The organism is Mesorhizobium sp. M7A.F.Ca.US.006.04.2.1 (assembly GCF_004022915.1).
Taxonomy (GTDB): Bacteria; Pseudomonadota; Alphaproteobacteria; order Rhizobiales; family Rhizobiaceae; genus Mesorhizobium; species Mesorhizobium ciceri.
Window position 1 is genome coordinate 1 of the sequence record NZ_RZQA01000788.1, and the last position, 3,029, is coordinate 3,029.

The window sequence follows — 3,029 nt, forward strand, 5'->3', positions numbered from 1 at the left end:
CGGCGTGATCCGGCTTGATAAATCTCTCGAGGATTACGGCGGCGTGCGCCGGCGTGTTGAAGTCAGCAAAATGCGCGGCGTGCCGTTTGCAGACGGTTATCACGATATGGCCATTCGCGAGGGTGAAGGCGTTGTGGTGTTTCCGAGGATTGTGCCCGGGTCGCCTGCCGAAGTGACCAAGCCGCAACTGATCAAATCAGGGGTAGCCGCTCTCGACGAGATGTTCGGCGGCGGCCAGGAATCGGGAACCATAACGCTCGTGATTGGTCAGTCGGGGACAGGCAAGTCGACGATGTCGTCGCTTTACGCCACTGCCGCGCTTCAACGGAGCGAGAGCGTGGCCCTGTTCCTGTTTGAGGAGCGGCTGGAGACTTTCTTTCGCCGGTCCGAAGGCCTTGGGATGGATCTTCGGCAGTTCTACAAGGACGGCCAACTCGTCATCTACGATTTTAGTCCGAACGAAATCTCGCCCGGAGAGTTCGGCCAGATTGTGCAGCAAGTCGTCAGTCGCAACAATACCCGGGTAGTCGTGATTGACAGCTTCACCGGCTATCTGAATTCTCTTCCCCACCGGGAAAAGGCGGTGCTGGACATCCAGTCTCTCCTGAAACATCTCGCTCGCGCTGACGTGCTAACCATGCTCATTGTCGCCCAGCATGGTTTGCTCGGGCAGAATGTTGGGATCGACGTGGACGTCAGTTTTCTCGGCGACACCGTGCTTCTGCTGCGCATGTCCGAGCATGAAGGCCGCCTTAGGCGCAATATCACGGTTGTCAAGAAACGCCACGGTCCCCACGATCTCGATGTCCGGGAACTTTTCATCGCGAGTTCCGGCGTTTCCGTGGTTGCCTACAATCCTCTGCCCGAGACGTGAGCGACGTCGAGCGAAACGGGCTGGGAACACTGGATTGGGTGCTCATTTTGGCGCCTTACCGCAAGGATGCCGGTTACACCGCCTCCCTGCTGCAGGAACGTGGTTTACGGGCTCGAGCGGCGAGCCCCGAGGACTTAGAGGGATTGCTTGCACTGTCTCCTGGAGTGCTGGTTGTCACCCACGAAGCCTTGAATCCTCAGGCGATCGCAACAGTTGAAGGTTTCCTTCAGGCGCAGCCCAATTGGTCGGAAATTCCAATCGTTGTTTTGTTGGACCGTGGGGCACAGCAGTCACGCATCCAAGCGGCGCTGAGTGCTGCCTGGCCACGTTCGCGCCAGATATACTATCAGCGTCCAGTGGCTGCGCTCGAACTGATAAGCGGAATCCAGTCGGCACTCCTCACCAGAATTCGCCAGCGCGACGTGCGTGACTATCTTGAGCGGGAGACGGAACTCCGCCTTGAGCTAAATCATCGAGTGAAAAACATCCTGGCGACCGTCATATCCATCTTCGATATGACCAGGCGCGGTGCGATCTCGGCAGAAGGGCTTGCAGAAGACTTCAAAGGGCGATTGAGAGCCTTGTCGGATGTTCATTCTGCAGTTTTTGCTGCCGGTGGCGAGACCGTGGCCTTGACGGATGTCGCAAAATCGGTCCTCGCGCCATACCTTTCCAAGAAACAAGCTGCCATCACGATCGACGGACCCGAGGTGCTGCTGTCGCGCGATGCCGGCACAACTCTTGCCCTCTCACTTCATGAACTAGCGACAAACGCCATCAAATATGGCGGCTTGTCCCGTCCCGAAGGCAGAATACGCCTGGAATGGAATATAGCGTCGAGCTCGGAACCAGTGCTGGCGTTGAGATGGACCGAAGCAGGAGGACCAACGGTAGTCGAGCCCTCGCGAGTGGGATATGGGACACGCTATATGCGCGCTGCCTTGACGAGCCTGTTCGGACAGCCTCCGGATCTCGACTTTGCGCCGGAGGGGCTGCGTTTCTCGATTTGCGGCCTAATCTCCCGCCTTGCACCCGATGAACGGCTAGGCTGATCGCGGCAGCGCCCTGTGGACCGCCTGGAAATCACATAATCGCATTGTCAGGCGGGCGCCCGCCTTGATCCGTCGTCGAAGAGATCCTGAAGTTTCTGGTTCGGCATCGGTCAGGAAAGTAAAAAGCCTTGTAGCTGGTCGCAGCCAGCTTGCGCGGGCATTCCGTCGGACGCTGGGAGAGCGTGCTTTCCGTAAACTCCAAACCGAGCCGCCGCGGATCCATTTGCGTTTCCAACAAGATGCCGACACTTTCGTGGCAAAGCTCGGATTGTTCAGTTGCAATCCGATACGTTCACTGCCAGGTCTCGATCGGCCAATGCACCCGGTCTAGGCCAGCGTGCGAGGGCTTCGACGCCCGTCATACTGTTGGTGTCGGCGGCGTAAAGCGACTGATAATGCACCCGGATTTGGCCAGGCGTTTGCAGCTCCTCGCGCAGGTCCAGTTCGAGACCCTTACGCTTGGCCAGCGTCTGATCCCTCTCATGCCGCTGCAACCTTCAACTCGAAATAGCGACGTTCGGGAAAGAAGATCCGCTTTCGGCAGTCAGGACAATGCCCCTGTGTCAAATTCGATTGCCCGCCCAACTCGGGTTTCCTGTGTGAAATGGCCACGGCAGGATTGCCGGCTGCTCCCGCGCGCCCATAGTCGCATCATGAATGCGCAGTACGTTGAACTCGTCTTGTTTGAACAGTCGCTGTCAAATCTAGGCTGCATGAATCGCCCGTTTTCCGAACGGGTGGAAGACGCGGCAGAAAAGACTGCCGGCTCGGTACTGTTCGACGTCCGTGTCGATGGCGACCGGCGATTTCAAAGAATTGCGGCGATCGGATACGGTGCGGACGGCACCGTTGCAATCGCTATGGGCAATGACGGACACCTTGTTTCGGCGCCCATCGATGGAGGCGAGGCCTTGGTTACCGAAATAGCGGCCTGGTGCTCGCTGAGCATGGCCGAGCAGTCATCTATCAGCTACAACGATGCCCCTACCAGACTCCTGGGATATCTGCGAAAGGCCGGCATCCTCGATTGAAACGGCCGCGCAGGCGGCAAGCAGTTGCCGTCGATTGGCGCGGCCGTAATCAGGGCGCGCCGAGTTAAGGTG

General features: G+C 58.2%; 3 protein-coding genes. All 3 read left to right on the top strand.

What is annotated here, in order from left to right:
• A partial coding sequence (locus EN925_RS30040; RefSeq protein WP_164894479.1) for an ATPase domain-containing protein occupies positions 1-874 on the top strand: 874 nt, incomplete at its 5' end.
• Positions 871-1,926 (top strand): sensor histidine kinase, encoded by a 1,056-nt coding sequence (locus EN925_RS30045; protein WP_127369690.1) that lies wholly within the window; start codon positions 871-873, stop codon positions 1,924-1,926. The genes EN925_RS30040 and EN925_RS30045, both read left to right, overlap by 4 nt.
• 395 nt (positions 1,927-2,321) lie before the next feature.
• Positions 2,322-2,957 (top strand): hypothetical protein, encoded by a 636-nt coding sequence (locus tag EN925_RS41025; protein ID WP_245461061.1) that lies wholly within the window; start codon positions 2,322-2,324, stop codon positions 2,955-2,957.
• Positions 2,958-3,029 lie beyond the last annotated feature (72 nt).